This is a genomic window from Enterobacter cloacae complex sp. OE43NF (assembly GCF_023544405.1).
Taxonomy (GTDB): domain Bacteria; phylum Pseudomonadota; class Gammaproteobacteria; order Enterobacterales; family Enterobacteriaceae; genus Enterobacter; species Enterobacter cloacae.
Map to the genome: position 1 here is coordinate 67,200 of NZ_JAMJFW010000005.1, position 20,686 is coordinate 87,885.

The following is a 20,686-nucleotide window of genomic DNA, read 5'->3' on the forward strand; positions in this document are numbered from 1 at the left end:
GGTGATTATATGAGCAAAGTGAGAAATATTTTCTGTCGACCAGAACGGCCCGAAAGTGGTGTAAAGAAAGCCTGGAAAGTGTGAAGAAAAATGCCCCGGTGCGACATCGACAACCGGGGCGAAATGAGGTGGTTATTTTACGCTGACATCGATACCCGGGAAGTACTTATCAGCGAGTTTTGCGATCGTGCCGTCGGCACGAACTTTATCAATCGCGGCATCAAGCTGCTTTTTGGTGGCCTCATCACCTTTGCGCAGCCCAAAGCCAATCCCGCTGCCGAGGATGGTGTCGTCAGACACCGGTTTGCCGATAAAGCCAAACCCTTTCCCCTGCGGCTTGCTCAGGAACCCTGCCTGCCCGGCCGCGGACATCACCAGCGAGGCGTCGATGCGGCCATTCAGCAAATCGCCCCACGCCATATTCTGATCTTTATACGACACTACCGTGACACCCTGCTTTTCCCAGTGCTCTTTGGCATACGTTTCCTGAATGGAACCCTGCAACACGCCAATGGTTTTGCCCTTCAGCCCTTCAGGTGTCGCCTCTACTGCGGTTCCGGCCTTGCCCACTAACTGCGAGGGGATGCGGTAGATAGGTTGGGTAAAATCAATACTTTTGCGCCGCTGTTCGGTGATGTTCATCGCCGAGTTGATGGCATCAAATTTCTTCGCCACCAGTCCCGGAATCAACGCATCAAAGGATGTTTCCACCCAGGTGCATTTCAGCGCTGCGGCTTTGCAAATGGCATTCCCCAATTCAACGTCAAACCCTTCCAGCTCGCCGGAGGCATTGCGGCTCTCAAACGGTGGATATTCCGCTTCCAGTCCGTACCGCAGTTCGGTGGCCGCGAATGACGAAAACGTACACAGCAGTCCCATGCCGACAACTAACGCGCGTAATTTCATCTCAAACTCCTTAGCGTGGTTTAACCCGACACAGGGCCTGGGCACCTGCCCGTAACGTCGCCTCATCTTTGGCAAAAGAGAGACGAATCAATTTATTGTCCGTACCATCCGTATAGAAAGCGGACAGCGGAATGGTCGCGACACCGCACTCAACGATCAGCCGTTTCACCATCTCGCTGTCGCGCTCGTCGCTGAATGGGCTGTAATCTGCCAGCAGGAAGAACGAGCCCGCGCTCGGCAGCAGTTTAAACGGCGACTCAGCCAGCAGAGTTTGCAGCAGATCGCGCTTGCGCTGATAAAACACCGCCAGCGACAGCCAGGTTTGCGGATCGGTCATATGTTCGGCAAACGCATGCTGCATTGGCGTATCGGCAGAAAACATCAAAAATTGATGCACTTTACAAATCTCTTCCATCAGTGCCGCCGGCGCAACACAGTACCCCACGCGCCATCCGGTAACGTGATAGGTTTTTCCGAAGGAAGAGATAATGACGCTACGCTCCGCCAGCTGCGGATGTGTCGCCATACCGTGGTGCGGTTCACCGTCAAAAACGACGTGCTCGTACACTTCGTCAGACAAAATAATGATATCGGTATTGCGCGTCACGGCCACCAGCTGCTGCAGGTCATTCGCGGAGAACACCTGCCCGCTTGGATTATGTGGCGTGTTGATGATGATCATGCGCGTTTTGGGGGTGATGGCTGCGCGGACCTCATCCCAGTTCACGGCAAAATCCGGCACCGTGAGTTTGATGGCGACCGGGGTGGCGCCCTGAAGGCGAACAATCGGCGCGTAGCTATCAAATGACGGTTCGAAGTAGATCACCTCATTGCCCGGATGCACCAGCCCGCTGATGGCGGAATAGAGCCCCTGGCTGGCACTGGCGGTAACCAGCACCTCGCGCCCCGGGTCATACGTGGTGCCGTAAAGGGTGGCAATTTTCTCCGCGATACGCTCTTTCAAAGGCTGCAGGCCGGTCATCGCGGCATACTGGTTATGCCCTGCCTCCATTGCGCGGGTTACGCCCGCAATCAGTTTCGGGTCGCAGGAAAAATTCGGTGCGCCCTGAGAAAGATTGATGGCGTTGTGCTGAGCAGAAAGCTGGCCGATTACGGTAAAAATGGTGGTACCCACATCCGGTAATTTGGAACGGGTTTGTACCGCGGTCTTCAGGGTCATCATTTATCCTTCTCATGGGGATTGCATAACTATTCAAACAACAACGCCGTTGCCGGGACAATCGAATTGTTGTCATAATAGCCATGAGAAAAATGCATAGCTGAGGTGTTTTTATGTCGCGCCGTTCGCTCCCGCTCAATGCAATCGACGCCTTCCTGGTGACCGCGCGTCACCTGAATCTCACCCATGCCGCCAGAGAGCTTTGTCTGACTCAGGGGGCCGTGAGCCGTAAAATCGCCGCTCTGGAAGCGTGGTTTGGCTTTCCGCTGTTTGAGCGCCACGCGCGCGGGTTGCGCCTCTCTTCCCAGGGTAGCGCCCTGCTGCCGGAGCTACAATCCGCTTTCGAACAGATGCTGAACGTGGCCGATCGGGCCCGCACCCAGCATACGGTGATCCGGCTGAAAGCGCCCACCTGCGCCATGCGCTGGCTGGTGCCGCGCCTGCTGGAGGTAGAGCGCGAACAGCCCGATCTGCAAATCGCGTTGACCACCACCACCGATCATAACGTCAACTTTAAAACCGAATCCTACGACGCCGCCATCGTGTTTGGCACGCACATGAGCGCGGGCGATCTGCTGTTCGAAGAGGCGTTAACTCCGGTGCTCAGCCCGCTGCGGGCGGGGACCGGACTGGGTTCATTGACCTTTCTTCACCCGACACGGGATAAAACCGACTGGTCACTGTGGCTGGCGAAACAGGATGAGCCGGGCGTTGTTATGCACAAAAATCAACACTTCGACACGATGGATCTCGCCATTACGGCGGCCATTCAGGGGCTGGGCGTCGCCATCGCCGATGAAACGCTGGTGGAAGAGGACATCCGCGCAGGAAGGCTGGTGCGGCCTTTTGCGACCAGCATCAAAACCGGTGCGAGCTACCGGCTGGTGCTGCGCGAAGCGCCAGGCACGGAAAACGGCCTGGCCGCATTTCGTGCCTGTTTGCTTAATCGAGGTTAACGTGGTGCTTCATCACCCGTTTAAAGAGGCTCATGCGGGCGCGCATAAAGCGGTTTTCAAGCTTAAAACCTGCATGTTTATTCACACCAATGCGTAACAGGACGTCACGCCCTTTACGGCAGGCTGGCCAGTGCGTCGGCCCAGGCAGGCTGTCACGATGTCCGGCATCGCGGGCAAAACTCACCCAGTAGTCGGCCACGTGGGCGGCGAACTGTAAATCACGCGCGTTCACATACTGCCGTGAAGGTTCCACCTCTCCGAGCGTATCAAACACATACGGCACCTCGTTGCCGTGCCAGGCACCGTTGATATAGGTGGCGTGCTCCGCTTCGGCCACATAGTCAAACCAGTAGCGCCAGCACGGCGCACCGACGCGCTGCTGGGCCTGCATCACCACATAGCCCATGGTGGTGAACGCCATATCCCGGCACACCTGCCTTCCCAGCTCTTCATCGCCTTTCACGCCTGGATAGAGCAGCTTGATCAGCCCCAGACCAAAGCGCCGCTCGCGGCGGAGCTTCTGAATTTGTCCGGCGAGATCGATGCCAAACACCGCCATTACGCTCGCCTCGTCGCTGTTGGAGCCAATCATGATGGGGACAGGCTGCTGACGGGCGGCAAAGAAGACATCCAGCATCGGCTCCGGCAGCACACAATCTCCGGCGACAGGGGCCGGGGCGATATTCAGCGGTGCCGTCAACGGCCAGAACGACTCAGGTGGAATAGCGCGCAGCTGCTCCGCTGTCGCGTTCTCCAGCCCAAAATGCGCGGCCAGCGCTTCCCCTTTTCGCAGGGCCTGCTTGCGCGGGGTATCCGGCAAGGTATAGCCACTTTGCACAATCGCTTTATGAAATAACCCTTTCGCCAGCGGCGAGGCCAGCAGCGACAACACGCTGCGTGCGCCAGCTGATTCACCAAACAGCGTGACGTTTTCGGGATTGCCGCCAAAGGCGGCGATATTGTCCCGCACCCATTCGAGAGCGGCGATCTGATCCAGCAGGGCAAAATTGTGCACCACGCGATCTTCTTCCCCCTCCAGCGCAGGATGGGCGAAAAAGCCGAGATGACCAAGACGGTAATTGAGGGTGACCACCACCACGCCGCGTTCCGCCAACGCCCTGCCGTTATAGGGCGGTAACCCACCCGCGCCGAGCGTGAATCCACCACCGTGCAGCCAGACCATCACCGGCAGCGGCTCAACGCGGTCAATGGGCGACCACACGTTAAGATAAAGACAATCCTCTGAAAACTGTCCGGGATCCCCGCCGCCCAGCTCCTGGCAATATTCGCTGCTTTGCCAGCTTGAGGCGGAAAACGCCGTTGCCGTGCGAACCCCATCCCAGCGTTCGGGCGGTCGCGGCGAGCGCCATCGCCAGTTGCCAACGGGCGGTGCGGCGTAGGGAATGCCGTACCACGCCTGAACAGTATTATCCGTAAAACCAGCCAGTGCGCCGTAGCGCGTTTCAACCACAGGGGCGGAGGAATATTGCATAACTACCTTCTTTTTCCATCACACCCCTGAAGAGTAACGATTTCAGAGCAAACCGCAACGCTGTTTGCTGCGGGTTTCCGCCTCCTCGTACATTGCGAACTCGTCATAGACCGGGCAGCCCAGCGCCGCTTCGAAGGCATCCCGGCTGGCGTTACCGTGGCTGCGCGCCTGGGTTTCATTCCCGAGATTGGACTGGAAAATCCCTGCGGCGCTGACCGGCAGGAAATCTTCGTAGGTGATCGGCTGGGCAACCACCCACCCGCGTTCAATTAACGGCTGCGGATCGTCGCCCGGACGAAACGCATGACGATGCGCTTCACCCGCTGGCGTCAGGCGATAGCGGAAATACGCCAGCTCCTGTCGGCGCATCATCAGCTCGCTGTCCGGGAAGGCGCTGAACACTTCACGCAGATGAAGCTGATGGGTCAGGTTGTCTTTACCAGTGCCGGACTCGGCGAGCAAACTGTCATAAAGCTCGCGACCTTTCGGCGTCAACGCCACCCCGCGCTGTTCAATTTCACCAAAGCGCGCGGTATGGGTGCCTTTATGTTCCCCGGCAAACAGCACCGGCTCTTCCAGCGCCTTGAAGCTGGTCTGACGCAACAACACCGGCACCTCGTGGCGCGGCGGCCCTTCAATCAGAATTTTGGGTTCAATGCCGTACTTCGGCATCAGCTCCTGCACCCGGTCGATATCCAGCGTGCGTGGCGTAAGGTGGTTGATATGGCATCCCGGGAAACAGACCACATCCGCAATCAGGCGATGCTCATTATGCAGCGCCAGATAGGTCTCCTGATCGACCGTCGCATGACGGTGCCAGCGGAAGGTTTCTAACGCTTCCTGAACAAACTCCCGCGCCTGCGCCTCGGTGAACGCCCCTTCTTTTTCGTGCAGTTCGATGAGCGCCAGGCAGCGCGGCGTAAAGATGTTGCGGTGAGAGAGGATCTCCGCCGCCCGCTCGCGCAGGGCAACCTTCTCAATCAACTCAAGGCGCAGCAGTGAGGTAAAGATACGAAACGGGTTACGGCACAGCGCCGCATCATCCACCGGGCGAAATGCCGTCGAGTGAACCGGAACGCCCGCCTGAGAGAGATCATAGTAGCTGACCGGGTACATGCCCATGATGGCAAACATACGACGTAAGGTAGAAAGCTCTTTTGCGGTGCCCACGCGGATAGCCCCGTGACGCTCCACATTCAGGCGCGCCAGCTCATCTGCATTCGCCAGTTGTTCATGTAAGAGTGGATTGTTTTCCAGAACCGCCAGGTTTACGTCCGCGACCAGCTCAAGCAAGGTGCCGTACTGCGGAACTTCCTGCTGGTACATCGCCGACATAGCCTGCGAAAAATGTTCCCGAATATCATCAGCCGTGATGGTGTTCGCCATGGTGTCATGCCTCCAGTGAATATTACCTGGAGTGTAGAGAAACCCGTTCCTTCCGGGGGGAAGAATTTACGATTTGTGATCTTACGACGACAGTGGTCAAACCGTGTGCTGCCCGAACCTGTCGCGGCCGTACCAGGCCCCCTTCCTTTCCCCCCGGCCCGTCGTCCAGGAGTTTCCTTATAATTAATGATTATTCTGTTTCCTGGCTATAAAGGAGTAATTTTGGAGGCCATCCCGGCTAAAAATTGAACGAAATAGTGGCGCTACAATTTTTATCCTCACCTTTCAGGTTTTTAGCGGCAACTTAGGATTAATCCGAGCATTTTTTTACAAGTCCTTCCCACTCATCCATATTTTTTCGCCAAACGAAGCGTAAACCCACCAATATTTTTAAATAACGCAACCGTGAATGGCGAAACGCATTTGACGCATGCCGCACAGCGTCTAAAGTTATTACTCGAACGACGAGTGATACGGAATATTTCTGTATCGTACTGACATAACCAATATATGACTATGAGGTTTAATATGGCAGAGCATCGTGGTGGTTCCGGTAATTTCGCTGAAGACCGTGAAAAAGCATCAGAAGCTGGACGTAAAGGCGGCCAGCACAGCGGCGGTAATTTCAAAAACGATCCGCAACGCGCATCTGAAGCAGGTAAGAAAGGGGGTCAGAATAGTCACGGCGGAGGCCGTAAATCTGATAACTCCTGATTTTATTAAGCTGTCTCAGTAATACCAGAGAGCATGCTGCGGGCCGAAAGGCTCGCAGTTCCCTTAACGTTTTAACCGGAGCAAAATATATGAATATGAAAAGTATCGAGGATGTTTTTATTCATCTACTGTCCGATACCTACAGCGCGGAAAAACAGCTTACCCGAGCCCTGAGCAAACTCGCCCGTGCCGCCTCCAGTGAAAAGCTCAGCGCGGCCTTCACAGCCCACCTTGAGGAGACGCAGGGTCAGATTGAGCGTATCGACCAGATCATCGAACAGGAAGACGGTATTAAGCTTAAGCGAATGAAATGTGTGGCAATGGAAGGCTTAATTGAAGAGGCCAATGAGGTCATCGAAAGCACAGAAAAGAATGAAGTCCGTGATGCTGCATTAATTGCTGCAGCGCAAAAAGTGGAACATTACGAAATTGCCAGTTACGGTACCCTTGCCACATTAGCAGAACAACTTGGCTATAAAAAAGCCGTTAAACTTCTTGCCGAAACACTGGAAGAAGAAAAAGAAACCGATCTTAAACTCACCGACCTGGCCGTAGGAAATATTAACCAAAAAGCGCAAAAATGACGCTATAACACAGGTTAAATATAATGAGCATCAGTCCCAGGACAATTAAACGGTGCCATTTAACGGCAGCTATAATATGGTTCATTCTTGCTATCCCTTCCGTAATATGGTGGAAGAATAGCGTACTATGGGTCATTATCATCAGTATTTACGCCAATATTGTCGGCCATTTATCTGGCTACAGTGCCGCACGTGCCGATCAGGCTGCTGAAAGTGAGACCAAATAAGCGAACCTATAATGAGGAACGAAATATGAATCACGTAGAACACTACCATGACTGGCTACGCGATGCCCATGCAATGGAAAAGCAAGCCGAATCAATGCTGGAATCGATGGCCAGCCGTATTGAAAATTATCCTGATGTTCGCGCCCGTATTGAGCAGCACATTAATGAGACAAAACGGCAAATCACATTGCTGGAGGAAATCCTCGATCGTAATGATATTTCTCGTTCGGTTTTAAAAGACTCGATGAGCAAAATGGCTGCGCTCGGCCAGTCCATCGGCGGCATGTTCCCGTCCGATGAGATTGTTAAAGGCTCCATCAGCGGCTATGTTTTCGAACAGTTCGAAATTGCCTGCTACACCTCCCTGCTGGCCGCGGCCAAAAAAGCGGGCGACACCGCCTCTGTACCCGCCATTGAAACCATTCTCGCCGAAGAGCGCGAGATGGCCGACTGGCTAATTCGTCACATTCCGCAAACGACGGAACAGTTCCTGCTGCGTTCTGATGCATCAGGTGTCGAAGCGAAAAAATAAACCACAGGAGAGTGTATGTTTCGACACGTCAAACAGCTGCAATACACGGTTCGCGTTGCTGAACCGAATCCCGGCCTCGCCAATCTTCTGCTGGAACAATTTGGCGGGCCGCAGGGTGAACTGGCGGCCGCCTGCCGCTACTTCACCCAGGGCCTGAGTGATGACGATCCTGGCCGTAAAGATATGCTGATGGATATCGCGACCGAAGAGTTGAGCCACCTCGAAATCATCGGGACGCTGGTCGGCATGCTGAATAAAGGGGCCAAAGGCGCGCTGGCGGAAGGGGTAGAGAACGAAGCCGAGCTGTACCGGTCCATGACCGAAAACGGCAACGACAGCCATATCACCTCCCTGCTCTACGGCGGCGGTACCCCGCTCACTAACTCCGCGGGTGTGCCCTGGACGGCGGCCTATGTTGATACCATTGGTGAACCCACGGCGGATCTGCGCTCGAACGTGGCCGCAGAGGCGCGGGCAAAAATCATCTATGAGCGTCTGATCAACGTGACAGACGATCCCGGGGTGAAAGATGCACTGGCGTTTCTGATGACGCGAGAGGCGGCGCACCAGCTCTCCTTCGAGAAGGCGCTTCAGTCTATTCGCAATAATTTCCCGCCGGGGAAATTGCCGCCAATCGAGGAATTCACCAACAAGTACTACAATATGTCTGAAGGTGGCGAGGTCCGCGGAAGCTGGAACAGCGATAAGCATTTCGACTACGTTGAGGCCCCCCAACCTGCGGTTGACGGTGGAGACGGGAGTGCAAGCGTGACGCTTTCGACCGAACAGGCTACGCTCGTCAAGGCGATGTCTGCTCGCACAAAATCCGATCCGAACGCCGACCCGTTAACAGGTGCCGAGCTAGGCGCCGGTAAGAAAAAACCGTAACCGGTTTTGCCAGGCAGCTCCCGCTGCCTGGTAATTCTCGTGCCCCATCGTTCCAGAGGTACGGACCATGTTCGAACTCGACGCGTTTCATCTGGCGAGAATTCAGTTCGCTTTTACCGTCTCGTTTCATATTCTCTTCCCGGCGATCACCATCGGGCTTGCCAGCTATCTGGTGGTGCTCGAAGGGATGTGGCTGCGTACCAAAAACGACGTCTGGCGCTCCCTGTACCATTTCTGGCTCAAAATATTTGCCGTCAACTTTGGTATGGGCGTTGTGTCCGGGCTGGTCATGGCCTATCAGTTCGGCACCAACTGGAGCGGGTTCTCTCAGTTTGCAGGCAGCATCACCGGGCCATTGCTGACCTACGAGGTATTAACCGCTTTCTTCCTGGAGGCCGGTTTTCTCGGCGTAATGCTGTTCGGCTGGAACAAGGTTGGACCGGGACTGCACTTCTTCGCAACCTGCATGGTGGCGCTGGGCACGCTAATGTCCACCTTCTGGATCCTCGCCTCTAACAGCTGGATGCACACCCCGCAGGGCTTCACCATTGAGAACGGCCAGGTGATCCCTGAAGACTGGCTGGCCGTCATCTTCAACCCCTCTTTCCCGTACCGGCTGATCCATATGTCCATTGCCGCGTTCCTGTGCAGCGCGCTGTTTGTGGGCGCGTCGGGAGCCTGGCACCTGCTGCGCGGCAACGACACGCCCGCCATTCGCAAAATGTTCTCGATGGCTATGTGGATGGCCCTGCTGGTCGCCCCCATTCAGGCCGTAGTCGGGGATATGCATGGCCTGAACACGCTTGAACATCAGCCTGCCAAAATCGCCGCCATCGAGGGGCACTGGGAAAATCCGCCAGGGGAAGCCACCCCGCTGCTGCTGTTTGGTCTGCCGGATATGGAAGAGGAGCGCACCAAATACGGGCTTGAGATCCCGGCCCTCGGCAGCCTGATCCTGACCCACAGTCTGGATAAACAGGTCCCCGCGCTGAAAGATTTCCCGAAAGAAGATCGCCCTAATTCCACCATCGTCTTCTGGTCGTTCCGCATTATGGTTGGTATGGGGCTGTTGATGATCGCCCTCGGCGTCCTGAGCCTGTGGCTACGCTATCGCCACCGGCTGTATCACTCGCGCCCGTTCCACTGGTTTGCCCTCTGTATGGGGCCAGCCGGTCTGCTGGCGCTGCTCGCAGGCTGGGTGACCACCGAAGTGGGTCGCCAGCCGTGGGTGGTCTACGGCTATCTGCGCACCATCGACGCGGTCTCTCTGCATAGCACGCTGCAGATGAGCATCAGCCTGCTGGCCTTCATCGTCGTTTATTGCTCGGTGTTTGGCGTGGGCTATGTCTACCTTGTGCGTCTGATTAAGAAAGGACCACAGCCGGTGGACACGCTAACCTCAAACACCTCGGGCACTCCCGCCCGTCCGCTGTCTGCCGCTGAGTCTGTTCCGGAAGAGGAGAGAATCTGATGGGCGTCGATATCTCGGTTATCTGGTTTGCCATCATCGTCTTCGCCACCCTGATGTACATCATCATGGATGGCTTTGATTTGGGGATCGGTCTGCTGTTTAACTTCGTGGGCGATGCTAAAGAGCGCGACGTGATGGTGAACAGCGTGGCCCCCGTCTGGGACGGCAACGAAACCTGGCTGGTGCTGGGCGGCGCAGGGCTGTTTGGCGCCTTTCCGCTGGCCTATGCGGTGATCATCGATGCGCTCACCATTCCCCTTACCGCCATGCTGATCGGTCTTATCTTTCGCGGTGTCGCCTTTGAGTTCCGCTTCAAAGCGACGCCCTCTCACCGCCAGTTCTGGGACTATGCCTTTGCGGGAGGCTCGCTACTCGCCACCTTCAGCCAGGGCGTGGTGGTCGGCGCGGTGATCAACGGTTTTGAAGTAGAAGGCCGACGCTACGTGGGGTCTGCCCTCGACTGGCTGACCCCCTTCAACCTCTTCTGCGGTATCGGGCTGGTGGTGGCCTACACGCTGCTGGGCACCACGTGGCTTATCATGAAAAGCGAAGGTGCACTGCAAAACCGCATGCGCGAGTTGACCCGCCACGTGCTGCTGGCGCTGATTGTCGTCATCGCGGTGGTGAGCATCTGGACGCCACTCGGCTGGCAGTACGTGGCCGAGCGCTGGTTTACCCTGCCTAACTTCTTCTGGTTCCTGCCGGTGCCTCTGCTGGTAGGCGTATTTAGCCTGTGGATCTGGCGCTTGACCCGCAACCCGGCCAGCCACGCGCGTCCGTTCCTGTTGACGCTTGGGCTTATCTTCCTCGGTTTTAGCGGACTGGGCATCAGCCTGTGGCCGAACATTATTCCGCCGCGCATTAGCCTGTGGGATGCCGCGGCCCCGCCCGCCAGCCAGCTCTTTATGCTGGTGGGGACGTTACTGATTATTCCGGTGATCCTGGTGTACACCGCCTGGAGTTACTACGTCTTTCGGGGAAAAGTTTCTGATACAGAAGGTTACCACTGAGGTGCAGGATGGCAGGATGGCATACACGGGCCATTATTTATCAAATTGATACGGCACTGTTTTACGATTTAAACGGCGATGGCTGCGGAGACATCGCCGGAATAACGGCCAAATTGCGATATATACGCCGCATGGGGGCGACAGTAATCTGGATCACTCCGTTTTACCTTACCCCTTTTCTGGACGAAGGGTATGACGTCAGCGACCACCTGCAGGTCGACCCCCGGTTCGGCAAACTGGCGGATATTATCGCTTTTATTGAGCAGGCACGTGAGCTGGGGATGCAGGTCATTATCGAGCTGTTGATCCAGCATACGTCGGACGCCCACCCCTGGTTTCAGGAGGCCCGGCGCAACCCGAAATCCCCCTTTCGCGACTATTATCTGTGGTCAGATAATGACGATGACGATACGCCTCCGATGTTCCCCGGCGTGGAAAAGAGCATCTGGACATGGGATGACGAGGCGGGTCAATACTACCGGCATATGTTTTATCGCCACGAGCCTGATCTCAACCTCACCTCACCTGCGGTAATTAAAGAGATAGAGAACATTATCCTCTTCTGGCTTAAGCTCGGCGTATCGGGATTCCGTCTGGACGCCGCGTCGCATCTCACCACCCAGGCCGGAGGCGGTGACGAGAAAAAGGGGCTGTGGATCCTGGAGCACTTGCGCCGCCTGATTACCCAACATAACCCGCAGGCGATCCTGCTCGGTGAAGTTGACGTAGAAGTGGAAGCCTACAAGGACTATTTCGGCAATAACGACCGCCTGCATCTGGTGCTTAACTTCTGGCTTAATAAATATTTCTACGTGAGCCTGGCCAGGAAAAGCGCCCGCCCGCTGCGCAATGCGGTGAAGAAAATGATCGTCCCGCCGGACTCCTGCTGCTTTGCCAACTGGCTGCGTAACCACGACGAGCTGGATCTGGAGGGGATCGGTAAAAAGGATAAACAGTTCGTCCTCGACACGTTCGCCCCGGATGAAGAGATGAACGTGTACCAGCGTGGGATCCGCCGTCGCCTGGCGCCCATGCTGAATGGCGACCAGAAGCGGCTGGCGCTCTGCCACGCCGTGCTGTTCTCCCTGCCCGGGGTGCTCGTTATGCGCTACGGGGATGAAATCGGCATGGGTGATGATCTGGATTTAGAAGAGCGTTACGCCGTGCGTACACCCATGCAGTGGGCGCCCTCTCAGGGCGGTGGCTTCTCTGACGCAGACCCGCAGAGCTTTATCGCGCCCATCATTGACCACGGGCCCTATCGTTATCAGAAAATTAACGTGGCGGATTCGCTGCTGCACCGCAACTCTCTGCTGCACCGGATTATCGATATCGCCAACACGCGGTCTGAATTCCCGGAGATTGCCGTAGCGCCGTTTCATCTTATCGCCATCGATAATGATGCAGTGCTGGGGATTTACTACGAGGCTGAAGATCGCAGCATTCTTACCTTTGTTAATTTCAGCGATAAACCGGTGACCTTCACCGCCAGAGGGATCCGCCACGCCACCTGGACCGCCTGTCTGGCAGACAAACGCTACGAGGATGCGTTGGTCTGCGGCAAAACCGTTGAGCTGGATATAGGCGGCTACGGCTATCGCTGGTTCTGGACAAACCGTAGCGCGCTGCGCTGACTACTTTTTGCGGCCGCGCATCAGGCGTGTGAGCACAATCCCTGCGACGGCCAGGGAGCCCAGCAGCACTTTCCCGGGCGCGCCAGAGGAGACAGCGCTGGCGCGCGTTTTCGCCTCAGCGGAGAAATGGCCGTGGATTTTGTGCAGGTCGTTGACCGGCTGGTCGAGGTAATCCCGCCGGTCTTCTGCGTTCAGGGTGTCGGTCATCTGCCCTTCCCAGGCCTTTTTCACCATCAGGCGGTCAAGAAAGCCGGGGAAGAGGAACTGGCCGACAATCGACTGGATGGTACTGCTGCCCACCCACAGCTCGCGCACCGGTTTTTGCGCCACCCTGAAAATGGCACTCGCGGCCACTTCCGGCTCAAACACCGGCGGAACCGGGCGCATCGCCCAGGCAAACTTATTCCGTGCCCATTCAAACTGCGGCGTATTCAGCCCCGGCATCTGGACCATGGCGAGCTGCACCCGGCTGTTCTCATGCATCAGCTCGGTACGCACCGCATCGGTAAAGCCCCGGATCGCGGCTTTGGCGCCGCAGTAGGCGGACTGCAGAGGAATGGAGCGGTAGGCCAGCGCGGAGCCAACCTGAATAATCACGCCCCGATCGCGCGGCACCATCAGTTCCAGCGCGGCACGGGTACCGTTCACGTAGCCAAGGTAGGTGACTTCTGTGACGCGGCGAAATTCATCCGGCGTCATGGTCCGAAACGGCGCCAGCACCGCTCCCATGGCATTATTGACCCACACATCTATCGCCCCAAGGCGATACTCAATTTCGTTGGCGGCATCCACCACCGCCTGACTGTCGGCCACATCCGCCTGCACGGCCAATGCATTGACGCCAAAACGGCGTAGCTCTTCCTGGGTCGAGTGCAGGCTTGTCTCCTCGCGCGCAATAATGCCCACATCGTAGCCTGCTTTTGCAAAGTGCAGCGCCGTGGCTTTCCCCACGCCCGCCGTCCCGCCAGTAATGACCATCACAGCCATAAAACCTCCGCGTTATTTCAGCCCGATAATTTCGTCACTAATTCAGCCAGCGAGTAATGCACCGCTTTTTCCACCACGTCCTGACAGTCGCCGGAAAAGAGCACCCTGCTCGTTTCCGTCTTTCCGCCAATATTCCAGGCGAAGCACACGGTCCCCGCCGCCGTGCCGTCTTCTCCCCCTTCCGGCCCGGCATAGCCGCTGATGGCGATACTGACATCGGCCTGGGCAATGTCGCGGATGCTGGCCGCCATCTCGGTGACGGTCTGTTCACTGACGGCGGTAAACCGCGCGAGGGTTTCCGGGCTTACGCCCAGGATCCTCTCCTTCGCGCTATCGCTGAAGACGACCAGCCCCACGTCATAAAAATCGGCAGTGTTCTCTTCCGCGCAGAGCGCTACCGAAAGCTTCCCGCCGGTGCAGGATTCTGCGGTTGTTAAGCGAAGCCCGGCATCGATTAACCTGCTCGCCAGTTTTTTGGTCAGTTCAGCCACGGTAATGGTGTTGTCGTGGTATAGATTGCTCATCATCAGGCCTCTCATTTTTTCTCAGGAATAATGGAAATATGGCCATTACGTTCCAGAATGGCATATTTGATTTCGCTTAACTTTGTAATACCATTATTCTGCCGGGCCGAAACCAGAATATCATCACATGAAACATCGACCTTTTTGAGTTTATCTGCTAAGGGCACGCCGTTCTCAACCAGAATTACCGGCGTGCCATCCAGAATATTCTCCACCGGCGAAAAATACTTTTTCATCAGTCCAAAAATAATATCCACAACCACCAGCGTGGTGATGGTTATCATTGCACCCGTGACCGAAAAATCCTCCCCCAGCAGGGCCTGCTGGGTTGCTTCGCTGATAATTAACAGGAGAATAAGGTCAAAGCTGGTCATCTGCAGCAACGCACGTCGTCCGGCAACTTTGAAGACCACCACCAGAAACAGGTAAATCGCCAACGCCCTAAAAACCATATCCATGGCAGCCTCCTAAGGGTAAATAAATTGCCAGAAAGGAATATCCGGCAGGTTGTTTACACGAATGACGTTGTGCCATTTACCGCCTCTGGTCGGGGTAATGAACAGCCAGACCGCAAAATGTGGCGATTTTTCAAGATGATTATAGACAAAATAGAGCGTGTTCCCGCGGCTGTACATGCTGTCTGGCTGCGGCCAGACGCTGCCCGGCTCGTAGGCGTCGCTGCTCTCGCTGGTCATGCTCACGGTGTATTTGCCCTCGTTGTTGACCGGAAAGGTCAGCTGAAGTCGCGACTCCGTTTGCCGACGCGCAAAGCGCTCATAGTTGAGGGTCAGGGATTTTGCAGAATTGGTTTTCTCCGTGTCACTCACTATCCCACTTGAAAACAGACCAGCAATCGCCGCGATGATAATACTCAGTAACACAATAAATCCGACCTGGCGAAATGCATATTCAAACCTCAGCAAGCGATAACTCTCATTTATCCCGGGTAACTTTTCATTTTTATCATTCATGGTAGCTATCACCGTTTCGCTTATTTACCAAACGTTCTGTTTTGTATGGCGAATGTTTTTAAGACTTATCACATTTGCCACATAAAGGAATAGCAACAATACTTAATAAGTCAAGACACCTTAAATGAAGGATATCAGATGAAATTATCACTTATTTCCGCTTTTTTAATATTTATGGTGCCAACCGCATGGGCTGATAATAACGGCGGGTTACAAAAGGGTGAAGCACCGCCTCCTCCGCATGCACTGGATAGCGGTTATCGCGGCACGGATGATGCCCGTATTATGACCATCGACCAGGCGAAACAAATGCATGATGGCGCGACCATTTCACTGCGCGGCAACCTTATTGACGGTAGCGGCGATAAGTATGTATTTCAGGATAAATCCGGAAAAATCGACGTTATTATCCCAAAAGCAGTTTTTGACGGCAGAACAGTCAAACCAGACCAGATGATCAGCATTAACGGTTCGCTTGATAAAAAGTCATCGCCTTCCGTGGTGCGTGTCGATCATCTGCAGAAATAACTCAGCGAAGCGTTAACGCTGTATTTTCATCCTAACTCACCTATTGGCTTAAGGAGTCAGCTATGAGTGATACTCAACAACGTACGAACGCTTATCCGCAACCCCCTTTCCCGGAACAGCCGCAGACGCCACCAGGACTGGCTTCTGAGATGCAACCTGTTCCCGATCACGGGGAAACGAGCTATAAAGGCCACGGCCGTCTGGCGGGCAAAAAAGCGCTGATTACCGGCGGTGACTCCGGTATCGGCCGCGCGGTGGCCATTGCCTACGCCCGTGAAGGCGCCGATGTCGCCATTAATTATCTGCCTGAAGAAGAGAAAGACGCCGCAGAGGTTATCGACCTTATCAAGGCCGAAGGACGCAACGCCGTCGCGCTGCCAGGGGATGTCCGGGATGAAACCTTCTGCCAGAACCTGGTGGAAGAAGCTGTGGCTAAACTTGGCGGGCTGGACATTCTGGTGAATAACGCCGGTCGCCAGCAGTATCGGGAATCGCTGGAAGAACTCACTACCGAAGATTTCGATGCCACGTTTAAAACCAACGTTTATGCCCCGTTCTGGATCACCAAAGCGGCGCTTCGCCATCTGAAAGCCCCTGCGGCAATTATTAACACCTCCTCGGTGCAGGCGGTAAAACCCAGCCCTGTCCTGCTGGACTATGCCCAGACCAAAGCCTGTCTGGCGGTGTTTACCAAATCCCTTGCCAAACAACTGGGGCCGAAGGGCATTCGCGTTAATGCCGTGGCTCCCGGGCCTTACTGGACGGTGCTGCAATCCAGCGGCGGCCAGCCGATGGAGAAAGTGAAGCAGTTTGGGGGTGACACACCGCTGGGCCGTCCGGGCCAGCCGGTGGAGATTGCACCTTTATACGTCACGCTGGCGTCAGATGAGTGTTCCTTTACGACCGGCCAGGTATGGTGTTCCGACGGCGGTGATGGCGTGATTTAACGTTTCCCTGCCCGAATGTGCAATAAATGAACAAGGACGTTCAGCTCCCCGCCAAAAACATGTTGTAACTCAAACAGATCAAATGTTAAAAATATTTTGCTATCAAGTTATCAAAATTAAACAACTTAGCTTGTCACCCGCATCGCTCTGTTTTTAACATCGCCTATGGAAAAAAATGGTCTGTTCAGTCAGCGCATTCGCTTGCGCCATTTGCATACATTTGTGGCCGTCGCTCAACAGGGAACGCTGGGGCGTGCGGCTGAAACCCTTAACCTAAGCCAGCCTGCTCTCTCAAAAACGCTTAACGAGCTGGAACAACTGACCGGTGCCCGTCTGTTCGATCGCGGCCGTCTGGGCGCACAACTGACCCTGGTCGGCGAGCAGTTTCTGACCCATGCAGTAAAAGTGCTTGATGCGCTCAATACCGCCGGACAGGCGCTAAACCGTAAAGAAGAGCAGACGCACGAGATTGTCCGTGTGGGTGCCCTGCCCACGGCGGCGCTGGGCATTCTACCGCCGGTGATCGGTCAGTTTCACAAACAGCAAAAACATACGACCCTGCAGGTCGCCACCATGAATAACACCATGCTGCTTGCGGGGCTGAAATCCGGCGAGCTGGATCTGGGTATCGGACGGATGTCAGATCCTGAACTGATGGTGGGTCTGAATTATGAGCTGCTGTTCCTGGAATCCCTGAAGCTGGTGGTACGCCCCAACCATCCTCTGTTGCAGGATACGGTAACCCTAAGCCGGGTGATGGAGTGGCCGGTGGTCGTGTCACCAAAAGGTACGGTTCCACGGCAAAATGCCGAAACGTTACTGCAGATGCAGGGCTGTACGCTGCCGACAGGCTGTATTGAAACCCTGTCCGCCTCCCTGTCACGCCAGCTTACCGTGGATTATGACTACGTCTGGTTCGTCCCCTCCGGTGCGGTCAAAGATGATTTACGCCAGGGCACGCTCACCGCACTGCCGGTGACCTCGCCCGGCGCCGGCGAGCCGATTGGCATTTTAACCCGCGTTGATACGCCGCTCTCCTCAGGTGCACAGACGCTGCTGAGCGCGATACGTAAATCGATGCCTGCCTGATTCCTTTCCCCTTGCCCTGACCCTCTCCCCCCGGGGCGAGGGTCATTCCTGCGTTCTAATCATTTAATGCGAAATCATTTATTAACAATTGCGCAAAACAATTTAACAGTTTTATCATAGCGACGAATTCACCAAATGGTTCGTAAATGTTTTATCAACCCCGAATTCAAGCGTATTAATCATTATTCCCACTGCATTTATTACCCACCTGGTACACTTCCGGCACGTTGTCGTGCTGTGCAGCGGGGGAGCTTAAGGAGAAAGAGATGGCATTTGGCAACGCGCCACGTGGGATACCCCGTATCCTGCAGTGGCTCCTTGCCGGACTGATGGCAATCGTCGGTCTGGCCGTTGGCGGGTTGGGTTTTAAACTCGTCACCGTAGGCGGAAGTGGATACTTCCTGATCATGGGCGCGGTAATGGTGATTGCCGCGATCCTGATTTTCATCAACCGCAACAGCGGGATTGTGTTGTATGGCATCGCGTTTATCGCGTCGCTGTTCTGGGCGGTAAGCGATGCCGGCTGGGATTTCTGGCCGCTCTTCTCACGCCTCTTCACCTTTGCGGTGCTGGCATTCCTGTGTGCCCTCGTCTGGCCGTTCCTGCGTGCGGCAAACCGTGCGACTCCGGTGAAAAAAGGCCCGGCTTTTAGCGTGGCGGCGCTGATCGCCGTGGCAATGCTGGTCAGCCTGGGCTGGATGTTTAAACCCCAAACGCTGGTGGCGGCGAATGAGCCGGTGCCGGTGAAACCGGTCGCGGCTGGCGAACAGCAGAAGAACTGGGAACACTGGGGTAACACCACCCACGGGGATCGTTTTGCGGCCCTTGACCAGATTAACAAGCAGAACGTTAACGAGCTGAAAGTCGCGTGGGTTGCCCATACCGGGGATATCCCTCAGAGCAACGGCTCCGGTGCGGAAGACCAGAACACGCCGCTGCAGATTGGCGACACGCTCTACGTCTGTACGCCGTACAGCAAAGTGCTGGCGCTGGATGTAGATTCCGGGAAAGAGAAGTGGCGTTACGACGCCAAAGCCACGGCCCCGAACTGGCAGCGCTGCCGTGGGCTGGGCTATTTTGAAGATTCACAAAACGTGACAACGTCACAGGCTGATGCGCAGCCCGCCGCCTGTCCGCGCCGTCTGTTCCTGCCCACCACCGATGCCCGCCTGATTGCCATCAACGCCGATAACGGTAAAGCCTGCAAAGACTTTGGTGACAAAGGTACCGTGGATCTGAGCGTGGGTATGGGTGAGATTAAACCGGGCTACTATCAGCAAACCTCCACGCCGCTGGTGGCAGGAAACGTGGTGGTAGTCGGCGGACGCGTGGCGGATAACTTCTCCACCGGCGAACCGCCGGGCGTGGTGCGCGCCTATGACGTTCATACCGGTAAACTGGCCTGGGCGTGGGATCCGGGTAATCCGAACCTGACCGGCCTGCCGCCGGAAGGCCAGACCTACACGCGCGGTACACCGAACGTCTGGTCTGCAATGTCCTATGACGCAAAACTGAACCTGATTTACCTGCCAACCGGTAACGCCACGCCAGATTTCTGGGCCGGAGAACGCACCGCGCTGGATGATAAATACAGCTCTTCCATCGTTGCCGTTGACGCCACCACCGGCCAGGTCCGCTGGCATTTCCAGACCACCCATCACGACCTGTGGGACTTCGATCTGCCTTCTCAACCGCTGCTGTACGATCTGCCAGACGGTAAAGGCGGAACCACGCCGGTTCTGGTGCAGACCAGTAAACAGGGCATGATCTTTATGCTCAACCGCGAAACCGGCAAACCGGTGGCGAAAGTGGAAGAACGTCCGGCCCCGGCGGGTAACGTGCAGGGCGAACGCTACTCCCCGACGCAGCCGTATTCCGTCGGTATGCCGATGATTGGCAACCAGACCCTGACCGAATCCGACATGTGGGGCGCGACGCCTGTCGACCTGCTGCTGTGCCGCATCCAGTTTAAAGAGATGCGCCATCAGGGGGTCTTTACCCCGCCGGGTCTCGATCGTTCCCTGCAGTTCCCTGGCTCACTGGGCGGGATGAACTGGGGCAGCGTCTCGGTCGATCCGAACAACGGGCTGATGTTCGTCAACGATATGCGCCTGGGACTGGCCAACTACATGGTACCGCGCGCCAGCGTGGCGAAAGACGCCAGCGGGATTGAGATGGGTATTGTGCCCATGGACGGCACGCCGTTCGGCGCCATGCGCGAGCGTTTCCTGTCACCGCTGGGTATTCCATGCCAGAAACCGCCGTTTGGCACGATGTCCGCGGTTGACCTGAAATCCGGCAAGCTGGTGTGGCAGGTTCCGGTGGGCACCGTGGAAGATACCGGCCCGCTGGGTATTCGCATGCATATGCCGATCCCTATCGGGATGCCAACCCTTGGCGCGTCACTCTCCACCCAGTCTGGCCTGCTGTTCTTTGCCGGCACTCAGGATTTCTACCTGCGCGCGTTCGATACCGCCACCGGAAAAGAGATCTGGAAAGACCGTCTGCCGGTCGGCAGCCAGTCCGGGCCAATGACCTACGTTTCACCGAAAACCGGTAAACAGTACATCGTCATTAACGCTGGCGGCGCCCGCCAGTCACCGGATCGCGGTGATTACGTTATCGCGTATGCGTTACCCGATAAAAAGTAAGCGATGAAA

Annotated in this window: 21 protein-coding genes; 13 read left to right on the forward strand and 8 right to left on the reverse strand. The window is 55.9% G+C overall.

Features of this window, described 5'->3' with window-relative positions:
- Positions 1 to 132: 132 nt before the first annotated feature.
- Positions 133 to 906, reverse strand: coding sequence for an ABC transporter substrate-binding protein (locus M8370_RS04025; protein WP_014831878.1), 774 nt, complete (start codon positions 904 to 906; stop codon positions 133 to 135).
- Between the two features lie 10 nt (positions 907 to 916).
- The gene (locus tag M8370_RS04030; protein WP_250020539.1) at positions 917 to 2,086 is read right to left on the reverse strand and encodes a pyridoxal phosphate-dependent aminotransferase; all 1,170 of its coding nucleotides are present in this window, start codon (positions 2,084 to 2,086) and stop codon (positions 917 to 919) included.
- Between the two features lie 113 nt (positions 2,087 to 2,199).
- Here M8370_RS04030 and M8370_RS04035 point away from each other — a divergent pair, with 113 nt between their 5' ends.
- Complete coding sequence (locus M8370_RS04035; protein WP_020688590.1) at positions 2,200 to 3,042, forward strand: LysR family transcriptional regulator; 843 nt, start codon at positions 2,200 to 2,202, stop codon at positions 3,040 to 3,042.
- Here M8370_RS04035 and M8370_RS04040 read toward each other — a convergent pair.
- Positions 3,029 to 4,534 (reverse strand): carboxylesterase/lipase family protein, encoded by a 1,506-nt coding sequence (locus tag M8370_RS04040; protein ID WP_250020523.1) that lies wholly within the window; start codon positions 4,532 to 4,534, stop codon positions 3,029 to 3,031. The two genes, M8370_RS04035 and M8370_RS04040, sit on opposite strands and share 14 nt — an antisense overlap.
- Positions 4,535 to 4,576: 42 nt before the next feature.
- Positions 4,577 to 5,920 carry a 2-oxoadipate dioxygenase/decarboxylase HglS gene (gene hglS / locus M8370_RS04045; protein WP_250020524.1) on the reverse strand — a complete coding sequence of 448 codons (1,344 nt, stop codon included), beginning with the start codon at positions 5,918 to 5,920 and terminating at the stop codon, positions 4,577 to 4,579.
- 528 nt (positions 5,921 to 6,448) lie between these two features.
- Between hglS and M8370_RS04050 the strand changes: the two genes are divergently transcribed.
- The 8 genes from M8370_RS04050 to M8370_RS04085 all read left to right on the forward strand — a co-directional run bounded on the left by M8370_RS04050 (position 6,449) and on the right by M8370_RS04085 (position 12,980).
- Positions 6,449 to 6,634 carry a con-10 family general stress protein gene (locus M8370_RS04050; protein WP_004150795.1) on the forward strand — a complete coding sequence of 62 codons (186 nt, stop codon included), beginning with the start codon at positions 6,449 to 6,451 and terminating at the stop codon, positions 6,632 to 6,634.
- An 89-nt stretch (positions 6,635 to 6,723) separates the two neighbouring features.
- Complete coding sequence (locus tag M8370_RS04055; RefSeq protein WP_014831873.1) at positions 6,724 to 7,218, forward strand: YciE/YciF ferroxidase family protein; 495 nt, start codon at positions 6,724 to 6,726, stop codon at positions 7,216 to 7,218.
- A 23-nt stretch (positions 7,219 to 7,241) separates the two neighbouring features.
- Positions 7,242 to 7,445 carry a hypothetical protein gene (locus tag M8370_RS04060; protein WP_013096662.1) on the forward strand — a complete coding sequence of 68 codons (204 nt, stop codon included), beginning with the start codon at positions 7,242 to 7,244 and terminating at the stop codon, positions 7,443 to 7,445.
- A gap of 25 nt (positions 7,446 to 7,470) precedes the next feature.
- Positions 7,471 to 7,977: a ferritin-like domain-containing protein gene (locus tag M8370_RS04065; RefSeq protein WP_020688585.1), complete on the forward strand. Its 507-nt coding sequence runs from the start codon at positions 7,471 to 7,473 to the stop codon at positions 7,975 to 7,977.
- 15 nt (positions 7,978 to 7,992) lie between these two features.
- On the forward strand, positions 7,993 to 8,865 hold the full coding sequence (locus M8370_RS04070; RefSeq protein ID WP_020688584.1) for a manganese catalase family protein: 873 nt from the start codon (positions 7,993 to 7,995) through the stop codon (positions 8,863 to 8,865).
- A gap of 67 nt (positions 8,866 to 8,932) precedes the next feature.
- Positions 8,933 to 10,336, forward strand: a complete 1,404-nt coding sequence (locus tag M8370_RS04075) for a cytochrome ubiquinol oxidase subunit I (RefSeq protein WP_013096665.1) — start codon at positions 8,933 to 8,935, stop codon at positions 10,334 to 10,336.
- Positions 10,336 to 11,346: a cytochrome d ubiquinol oxidase subunit II gene (gene cydB, locus M8370_RS04080; RefSeq protein WP_020688583.1), complete on the forward strand. Its 1,011-nt coding sequence runs from the start codon at positions 10,336 to 10,338 to the stop codon at positions 11,344 to 11,346. The genes M8370_RS04075 and cydB overlap by 1 nt, the downstream gene beginning before the upstream one ends.
- An 8-nt stretch (positions 11,347 to 11,354) precedes the next feature.
- On the forward strand, positions 11,355 to 12,980 hold the full coding sequence (locus tag M8370_RS04085; RefSeq protein ID WP_250020525.1) for an alpha-amylase family protein: 1,626 nt from the start codon (positions 11,355 to 11,357) through the stop codon (positions 12,978 to 12,980).
- On the opposite strand, the gene M8370_RS04090 is transcribed toward M8370_RS04085, so the two are convergent.
- From M8370_RS04090 to M8370_RS04105, 4 genes are read right to left on the reverse strand one after another with little or no spacing between them, the layout of a single operon-like run.
- Positions 12,981 to 13,967, reverse strand: a complete 987-nt coding sequence (locus M8370_RS04090) for an SDR family oxidoreductase (protein WP_020688581.1) — start codon at positions 13,965 to 13,967, stop codon at positions 12,981 to 12,983. It lies immediately after the preceding gene.
- Positions 13,968 to 13,984: 17 nt separating this feature from the next.
- On the reverse strand, positions 13,985 to 14,491 hold the full coding sequence (locus M8370_RS04095) for a 2-oxo-tetronate isomerase (RefSeq protein ID WP_028027876.1): 507 nt from the start codon (positions 14,489 to 14,491) through the stop codon (positions 13,985 to 13,987).
- A gap of 11 nt (positions 14,492 to 14,502) precedes the next feature.
- On the reverse strand, positions 14,503 to 14,949 hold the full coding sequence (locus M8370_RS04100; protein ID WP_013096670.1) for a DUF421 domain-containing protein: 447 nt from the start codon (positions 14,947 to 14,949) through the stop codon (positions 14,503 to 14,505).
- A gap of 9 nt (positions 14,950 to 14,958) precedes the next feature.
- On the reverse strand, positions 14,959 to 15,462 hold the full coding sequence (locus tag M8370_RS04105; RefSeq protein WP_058678523.1) for a hypothetical protein: 504 nt from the start codon (positions 15,460 to 15,462) through the stop codon (positions 14,959 to 14,961).
- Positions 15,463 to 15,600: 138 nt separating this feature from the next.
- Between M8370_RS04105 and M8370_RS04110 the strand changes: the two genes are divergently transcribed.
- The 4 genes from M8370_RS04110 to M8370_RS04125 all read left to right on the forward strand — a co-directional run bounded on the left by M8370_RS04110 (position 15,601) and on the right by M8370_RS04125 (position 20,677).
- Positions 15,601 to 15,990 (forward strand): YdeI family stress tolerance OB fold protein, encoded by a 390-nt coding sequence (locus M8370_RS04110; RefSeq protein WP_013096672.1) that lies wholly within the window; start codon positions 15,601 to 15,603, stop codon positions 15,988 to 15,990.
- 62 nt (positions 15,991 to 16,052) lie between these two features.
- On the forward strand, positions 16,053 to 16,937 hold the full coding sequence (locus M8370_RS04115) for an SDR family oxidoreductase (RefSeq protein ID WP_013096673.1): 885 nt from the start codon (positions 16,053 to 16,055) through the stop codon (positions 16,935 to 16,937).
- Between the two features lie 165 nt (positions 16,938 to 17,102).
- Positions 17,103 to 18,026, forward strand: a complete 924-nt coding sequence (locus M8370_RS04120) for a LysR substrate-binding domain-containing protein (protein WP_014831860.1) — start codon at positions 17,103 to 17,105, stop codon at positions 18,024 to 18,026.
- A gap of 266 nt (positions 18,027 to 18,292) precedes the next feature.
- Positions 18,293 to 20,677, forward strand: a complete 2,385-nt coding sequence (locus M8370_RS04125; protein WP_250020526.1) for a glucose/quinate/shikimate family membrane-bound PQQ-dependent dehydrogenase — start codon at positions 18,293 to 18,295, stop codon at positions 20,675 to 20,677.
- Positions 20,678 to 20,686 lie beyond the last annotated feature (9 nt).

Excerpts from the sequence above, each read along its gene's own strand:
- M8370_RS04025 (WP_014831878.1), bottom strand. The coding sequence starts at position 906 with ATGAAATTACGCGCGTTAGTTGTCGGCATGGGACTGCTGTGTACGTTT.
- M8370_RS04030 (WP_250020539.1), bottom strand. The coding sequence starts at position 2,086 with ATGACCCTGAAGACCGCGGTACAAACCCGTTCCAAATTACCGGATGTG.
- M8370_RS04035 (WP_020688590.1), top strand. The coding sequence starts at position 2,200 with ATGTCGCGCCGTTCGCTCCCGCTCAATGCAATCGACGCCTTCCTGGTG.
- M8370_RS04040 (WP_250020523.1), bottom strand. The coding sequence starts at position 4,534 with ATGCAATATTCCTCCGCCCCTGTGGTTGAAACGCGCTACGGCGCACTG.
- hglS (WP_250020524.1), bottom strand. The coding sequence starts at position 5,920 with ATGGCGAACACCATCACGGCTGATGATATTCGGGAACATTTTTCGCAG.
- M8370_RS04050 (WP_004150795.1), top strand. The coding sequence starts at position 6,449 with ATGGCAGAGCATCGTGGTGGTTCCGGTAATTTCGCTGAAGACCGTGAA.
- M8370_RS04055 (WP_014831873.1), top strand. The coding sequence starts at position 6,724 with ATGAATATGAAAAGTATCGAGGATGTTTTTATTCATCTACTGTCCGAT.
- M8370_RS04060 (WP_013096662.1), top strand. The coding sequence starts at position 7,242 with ATGAGCATCAGTCCCAGGACAATTAAACGGTGCCATTTAACGGCAGCT.
- M8370_RS04065 (WP_020688585.1), top strand. The coding sequence starts at position 7,471 with ATGAATCACGTAGAACACTACCATGACTGGCTACGCGATGCCCATGCA.
- M8370_RS04070 (WP_020688584.1), top strand. The coding sequence starts at position 7,993 with ATGTTTCGACACGTCAAACAGCTGCAATACACGGTTCGCGTTGCTGAA.
- M8370_RS04075 (WP_013096665.1), top strand. The coding sequence starts at position 8,933 with ATGTTCGAACTCGACGCGTTTCATCTGGCGAGAATTCAGTTCGCTTTT.
- cydB (WP_020688583.1), top strand. The coding sequence starts at position 10,336 with ATGGGCGTCGATATCTCGGTTATCTGGTTTGCCATCATCGTCTTCGCC.
- M8370_RS04085 (WP_250020525.1), top strand. The coding sequence starts at position 11,355 with ATGGCAGGATGGCATACACGGGCCATTATTTATCAAATTGATACGGCA.
- M8370_RS04090 (WP_020688581.1), bottom strand. The coding sequence starts at position 13,967 with ATGGCTGTGATGGTCATTACTGGCGGGACGGCGGGCGTGGGGAAAGCC.
- M8370_RS04095 (WP_028027876.1), bottom strand. The coding sequence starts at position 14,491 with ATGAGCAATCTATACCACGACAACACCATTACCGTGGCTGAACTGACC.
- M8370_RS04100 (WP_013096670.1), bottom strand. The coding sequence starts at position 14,949 with ATGGATATGGTTTTTAGGGCGTTGGCGATTTACCTGTTTCTGGTGGTG.
- M8370_RS04105 (WP_058678523.1), bottom strand. The coding sequence starts at position 15,462 with ATGAATGATAAAAATGAAAAGTTACCCGGGATAAATGAGAGTTATCGC.
- M8370_RS04110 (WP_013096672.1), top strand. The coding sequence starts at position 15,601 with ATGAAATTATCACTTATTTCCGCTTTTTTAATATTTATGGTGCCAACC.
- M8370_RS04115 (WP_013096673.1), top strand. The coding sequence starts at position 16,053 with ATGAGTGATACTCAACAACGTACGAACGCTTATCCGCAACCCCCTTTC.
- M8370_RS04120 (WP_014831860.1), top strand. The coding sequence starts at position 17,103 with ATGGAAAAAAATGGTCTGTTCAGTCAGCGCATTCGCTTGCGCCATTTG.
- M8370_RS04125 (WP_250020526.1), top strand. The coding sequence starts at position 18,293 with ATGGCATTTGGCAACGCGCCACGTGGGATACCCCGTATCCTGCAGTGG.